This window comes from Frankia sp. CeTa3Moorea (assembly GCF_978021225.1).
Window position 1 is genome coordinate 20,857 of record NZ_CDXDOR010000067.1, and the last position, 6,188, is coordinate 27,044.

Consider the following 6,188-nt stretch of genomic DNA (forward strand, 5'->3'; position numbering starts at 1 on the left):
TGATCACGCCTCGTTCCGCGTCGCCTCCCGGTCTGACCCGAGGTCGCTAGGAGAGGTCCAGTGCCTGTCGTACTCGTTGCCGAGGAGCTCTCACCGGCCGGGCTGGAGGTGCTGTCCGGGGACTTCGAGGTTCGTCACGTCGACGGTGCCGACCGGTCCGCGTTGCTGCCCGCCATCGCCGACGTCGACGCCGTGATCGTCCGGTCGGCCACCAAGATCGACGCCGAGGTGCTCGCCACCGCGGGAAAGCTCAAGGTCGTCGCCCGGGCCGGCATCGGGCTGGACAACGTCGACGTCGCCGCCGCCACCCAACGCGGTGTCATGGTGGTCAACGCGCCGCAGTCGAACATCGTCAGTGCGGCCGAGCACGCGATCGCGCTGCTGCTCGCCGTCGCCCGGCGGGTTCCCGCGGCCAACGAGGCACTGCGCGGCGGCGAGTGGAAGCGCTCGAAGTACGTCGGTGTCGAACTCGTGGAGAAGACGGCCGGCGTCGTCGGCCTCGGGCGGATCGGCGTGCTCGTGGCGCAGCGGCTCGCCGGCTTCGGGATGAAGGTCATTGCCTACGACCCGTACGTGTCGGTGGCCCGTGCCGCGCAGCACGGCGTGACCCTCGTCGACCTCGACGAGCTGCTTCGGCAGAGTGACATGATCACGATTCATCTGCCCAAGACGCCGGAGACGCTCGGTCTGATCGGCACCGACGAGCTGGCCCGGACCAAGCCCGGTGTCATCATCGTCAACGCGGCGCGCGGCGGCCTTGTCGACGAGGCGGCGCTTGCCGAGGCGGTCCGCTCCGGTCAGGTCGGCGGCGCGGGCATCGACGTCTTCGCCAAGGAGCCCACGACGGCCTCCCCGCTGTTCGGGCTCGACAACGTCGTCGTCACCCCCCACCTCGGCGCGTCCACCCAGGAGGCGCAGGACAAGGCCGGGCTCGCCGTCGCCCGTTCGGTGCGGCTGGCGCTGCAGGGCGAGTTCGTGCCTGACGCGGTCAACGTGCAGGCCGGTGGCGTCGTGGCCGAGGACCTCCGGCCGGGTCTTCCGCTCGCGGAGAAGCTCGGGCAGCTCTTCTCCGGCCTCGCGGGCAGCCTGGCCGCGGCGATCACCGTCGAGGTGCGTGGCGAGATCGCCGTGCACGACGTCTCGGTGTTGCAGCTCGCGGTGCTCAAGGGCGTGTTCACCGATGTGACCGAGGAGCAGGTCACCTACGTCAACGCACCGCTGCTGGCCAAGGAGCGCGGGGTCGACGTGGCCCTGGAGACCGCCGAGGACAGCCCCGACTATCACAACCTCGTGACTGTGCGAGGAGTCCTCGCCGATGGCACGCCCGTGTCGGTGAGCGGCACGCTTGTCGGCTCGCGGCAGGTCGAGAAGATCACCGCGATCGACGGGTTCGAGGTCGACATCCAGCCCGAGGCGCATCTGGCGTTCTTCCGCTACGAGGACCGGCCGGGGATCGTCGGCGCGGTCGGTGCCCTGCTCGGCGAGGCGCACATCAACATCGCCAGTGCGCAGGTCAGCCGCCTGCAGGCCGGCGGCGAGGCGTTGATGTCGCTGTCGCTCGACGACGCGGTCGCCCCCGACATCCTGGCCGAGATCGCGAAGATCATCGGCGCGTCCTACGCCAGGGCCGTGAGCATCAGCAGCGAATGACTCCTGGGGGAGCCGTGGGGGCCTTCGGCGGTCCGGGGTGTTCCTCGGGTTGCCGTGGATTACCTGGGCTGGATGGGGTTTACCAGGGACACCCGCGGGCGATCCAACGGTAGGCGGTCGATTGGGTACGGGTGGCGGTGGCGTGGGGACGTGATCCAGGTGATCTTTCCGTGGAACGCGCGCCGTAGTCGTGGTGTCGGGTTTACCGTGGCTAGTATGGCGTCGCGGCATCAGGACCCGTTCGAGGGGCTTCGCCTGGATGAGCGATTCGTCCGCGGAGCCCGGTTTCTCGAACCGTCCGCGGCCGAGCGCAGCCGGCAGCACGGCCGGCCGGCTTCCAGTCGCTGTCAGGTCGTCCCAGCTCCCCGGGGTCTGCCCGGCTTTTTCCATCGGCTGGTGGCGCCGCCCAGACCGCCGGGCCGCCCCCGCCAGATCGCGAGGATGGTCACGTTCCTGGCCATCATCGTCGGGATGATCACCATCACCGTCGTCGCCCTGCGGCAGACGGCGAACCGGACCAGTCCGACCGCCGCACGGCTGGCGCCGACCACGTCGTCGGGGTCCTCTGTGGCCGCCACCAGGCAGACCGCCGTACCGGCTGCCACCGGCGCGCTGACCGGTCCCCCCGCCGGCTTTGGGCTCAGGCCGGACCTGCTCGCGGCCCTGCGGCCGGGTGACTGCCTGAACTGGACCCCCTATCCGGCGGGCTCGCTCGCCTCGGTTGATCCGGTGGTGCCCGTCCGGGTGAGCTGCGGGGAGCCCCACATCGACGAGGTCACCCGGATGGTCGACCTGGCGGTGCTCTTCCAGCGCTGGCCTGGCGCGTCGGCGATCGCCGAGGTGACGGACGAGCGCTGTGCTGGAGCACTGCGCGAGTTCGCCGGAGCCGTCGACAGCGCTCCGCACCGTACCGCCGGCACGATCTACCCGTCCGAACCCAGCTGGCAGCACGGTGCACACGCAGCCGTGTGCACCGTGCGCACCGGCGACCTGCGGCCCCGCAGCGGTCCGTCCCGTGTCCCCGGCGCCGTCGCAGCACCTGAGTTTCCTCGCGGTCGGCCGAACATCCGGTAACGTTGATGCGCGATGCGTGCGCTGCTTCTCCTTAGCCGCCGCGGCGGGGCCTGATACCTGAGCTGGCTTCCCCGTCGCGGTGTTTTCGTGTGTCAGCGTCGGGATCCTCGCCATCACGGCGGTCCAGCGTCCAGGTGCGGCCTGACGCTCCTCTGCTGATTCTCCGCGGATCCTCCGGCATCCAGTCACCCACGTCGCGAACCGTGTGATCACGGTCGCGGGGGACTCTTTCGAGGAAGCAGGAGCAGGAATGACCACGCAGCAGCTGTCCGGCATGCCGGTCGAGAAGTATCGTCCGTTCGTCCCCGTCTCACTTCCCGACCGGACCTGGCCCGAGCAGACGATCACTCGTGCCCCGCAGTGGTGCAGTGTCGATCTGCGCGACGGTAACCAGGCACTGATCGACCCGATGACCCCCGCCCGCAAGATGCAGATGTTCGAGCTGCTGGTGGCGATGGGGTACAAGGAGATCGAGGTCGGGTTCCCGGCGGCCAGCCAGACCGACTTCGACTTCATCCGGCAGCTGATCGAATCCGATCGTATCCCGGACGACGTCGTCATCCAGGTCCTGACGCAGGCGCGGGAGGACCTGATCGAGCGCACGGCCGCGTCGCTGGTTGGCGCGGACCGGGCGCTGATCCACCTGTATAACTCGACGTCCACGTTGCAGCGGCGGGTGGTGTTCGGTCTTGATCGGGCTGGGGTGACCGAGATCGCGGTGCAGGGCGCCCGGTGGTGTGCCCAGTACGCCGAGAAACTGCTGGACGGCACCGATGTGCGCTGGCAGTACAGCCCGGAGTCGTTCACCGGCACCGAACTCGACTACGCGGTGGAGGTGTGCGAGGCGGTTATGGACGTGTGGGCGCCGACCCCGCAGCATCCGGTCGTGCTGAACCTGCCGGCGACGGTCGAGATGTCGACCCCGAACGTCTACGCCGACCAGATCGAATGGGTCGGGCGGAACCTGACCCGCCGGGATGCCGTCGTGCTGTCCCTGCACCCGCACAACGACCGGGGCTGCGCGGTCGCCGCCGCGGAGCTGGGGGTGCTGGCCGGCGCCGACCGGGTTGAGGGCTGCCTTTTCGGCAACGGGGAACGGACCGGGAACGTCTGCCTGGTCACGCTGGGGATGAACCTGTTCTCGCAGGGGATCGACCCGATGATCGATTTCTCGGACATCGACGGGATCCGACGCGCGGTGGAGTACTGCAACCAGCTGCCCGTCCATCCCCGTCATCCCTACGGGGGCGACCTCGTCTACACCGCCTTCTCCGGCTCCCATCAGGACGCCATCAAGAAGGGTTTCGAGGCCATGGAGCGCACCGGCCAGATCCGCTGGGAGGTGCCCTACCTGCCGATCGACCCGAAGGACGTCGGCCGCTCCTACGAGGCGGTGATCCGGGTGAACAGTCAGTCCGGCAAGGGAGGGGTGGCATACCTGCTGAAGTCCGAGCACTCCCTGGACCTGCCGCGCCGGCTGCAGATCGAGTTCTCCGGTGTCGTGCAGCGCCACACCGACTCCGAGGGCGGCGAGGTGACGGCCGAGGAACTCTGGACGATTTTCCGCGGCGAGTACTTCCTGGACGGCGCGGAGGGGTCCGGCCTGCTTGAGCTGCTGGGCTCCCGGACGACGGCGGCGTCGGGCGATCGGGACGAGGTCTCCGTCTCGGTCCGTTTCCAGGGGGGGGCCGACATGGTGATCACGGGAACCGGCAACGGCCCCATTGACGCGTTCGTCGCGGCGCTCGCCAGCCGCGATCTGACCGTGCGGATCCTGGACTACAACGAGCACGCCCTGGGCTCGGGAGCGGATGCGCGAGCGGCCGCGTACCTCGAGGTGGCTGTCGACGACCGGATCTTCTGGGGAGTCGGGATCGACGCCAACATCGTGACGGCGTCCCTGCGGGCCGTGGTGAGTGCCGTGAACCGGGCTGCCCGGGACCGTTCGGTGCCCGCCGCGCGGACGTCAGGGGACGAGGCACAGCCGGCGGCCACGCCTCTGGCCGGCTGACACGCGCCTGCCTGCCCGTCGTGTCGGGCGAGGGCACCCATCGGAGAACCGGTGGGTGTCCCTCGCCTCGGCTGGTGCCCGCGCGGGCTGGTCGTGGTGGTGGCGCTGGTAGCGCTGGTTAGTCGTGGCGGTCCGCCGGTCCCACGTCGTGGATATTCTGGCGGATCTCGTCCAGCATCGACTCCGGGATATCCGTCATACCATGATCAACTCGTGCGTGGGTGTCGACGGAACGGAGAAGATCGTCTTCGGTGGGGGCGACGATGCGCGTCTCGCAGTCGTGCATGATCGCACCACAGTAGAATTGTTTCATGCTCGGGCGCCGGACGGTGATCTCTGCTGACGCGGAATGACTCCTGGTCGCTGGGCTCGGCGACATGAGCGCCTGCGCGGTCCAATAACGGTTTCGCCTCATGTGGACATTTCCGCGAGCCGTAGCATCAGCCGCTCCATCCGTACCAGGCCGAGTGGGCGCCCCATCTCGGTCACGATTATCACGGGATCGAATCGGCTGGCCCGGGCCCGCGTCATGGCTCGACGCGCGACCTCGGTCACCGGCTCCTCGGGCCGCGCGAAAAGCGTCGTGGGAACACGGCGCGGTTCTGTGCCGCCGCCCGGGCCGCCGGACAGATGCAGGGCGACTGGTCGGCATCGGTTGGAGACGATGATGGTGGCTCGAGGCGCCCGGTCACCGTCCGGTCCGGCCGGATCATCGCCGGCCGCGAGACCGTCCCGGTTCCGGGCGGCGCTCATGGGACAGGACGGACAGTCCGCGGACATGGCGCACCGACCGGATTCACCTATGCTGATCGTGACCTGTTCCATCAGGCTCTCGATGCTCGCGGCGTGGTTGCTGCGTTCCGAGAACTGGTGGATACGCCGAGCCACGGTTGGGTCGAGCTGCTGCCAGTCCCGGGAGGGACGCCCGAGCAGGAATCCCTGGCCGAGCGGAACCCCCAGCGCGACCAGCATGCCGAGCTCGTCGAACCGCTCGACCCCCTCCGCGATGACCCAGGCGTTGAGCCGGCTGGCGAAGGTGCCGACCAGCTCGGTGAGGGCGATCTTGACTTGGTCGTCGTCCACGTTGACCACGAGCGAGCGGTCCAGCTTGACGAAGTCGGGGCGGATTCGCGCCAGCTGCCGCAACCCGGCGTAGCCCGAGCCGACGTCGTCCATCGCCACGAACGCACCGAGGTTGCGCAGTGCGCCCGCGGTGGTCGTCAGGCCGGTGGTGGCGTCGAGGTCGACCGCCTCGTTGAGTTCTAGGACCAGGCGCCGCAGGTCCGCGCGCTGCCAGACTGCCGTGACTTCTGGTGTGGTGAGCAGATGGGGCAGGACGTTGACCGCGAGGAAGCAGCGGTCGGGAAGCCGGTCACGCGCTTCCAGCGCGGCGGCGAGGACACGGGCCTCCAACTGGGCCGCGAGCCCGAGCCGGTCCGCCTCGGCGAAGACG

At 69.2% G+C, this 6,188-nt stretch carries 5 protein-coding genes and 1 pseudogene; 4 read left to right on the plus strand and 2 right to left on the minus strand.

The genetic code is table 11. The annotated features are described in order from the left end of the window. Nucleotides 1–60: 60 nt before the first annotated feature. From serA to leuA, 4 genes and pseudogenes are all read left to right on the plus strand, one after another. Nucleotides 61–1,650, plus strand: a complete 1,590-nt coding sequence (serA, locus tag AC08OV_RS13660; protein ID WP_476614040.1) for a phosphoglycerate dehydrogenase — start codon at nt 61–63, stop codon at nt 1,648–1,650. Between the two features lie 216 nt (nt 1,651–1,866). Next, nucleotides 1,867–1,953: pseudogene (locus AC08OV_RS13665) on the plus strand (SCO2583/SCO2584 N-terminal domain-containing protein); the annotation flags it as partial. Between the two features lie 138 nt (nt 1,954–2,091). Then, a complete protein-coding gene (locus AC08OV_RS13670; protein WP_476614046.1) occupies nt 2,092–2,724 on the plus strand; it encodes a septum formation family protein in 633 nt (210 codons plus the stop codon). A 250-nt stretch (nt 2,725–2,974) separates the two neighbouring features. Further along, the gene (gene leuA, locus AC08OV_RS13675; RefSeq protein WP_476614039.1) at nt 2,975–4,735 is read left to right on the plus strand and encodes a 2-isopropylmalate synthase; all 1,761 of its coding nucleotides are present in this window, start codon (nt 2,975–2,977) and stop codon (nt 4,733–4,735) included. A 118-nt stretch (nt 4,736–4,853) separates the two neighbouring features. On the opposite strand, the gene AC08OV_RS13680 is transcribed toward leuA, so the two are convergent. Then, nucleotides 4,854–5,048: a DUF1059 domain-containing protein gene (locus tag AC08OV_RS13680; protein ID WP_476614038.1), complete on the minus strand. Its 195-nt coding sequence runs from the start codon at nt 5,046–5,048 to the stop codon at nt 4,854–4,856. 98 nt (nt 5,049–5,146) lie between these two features. Beyond that, nucleotides 5,147–6,188: EAL domain-containing protein (locus AC08OV_RS13685; RefSeq protein ID WP_476619747.1), on the minus strand; the 1,042-nt coding region annotated here is incomplete at its 5' end.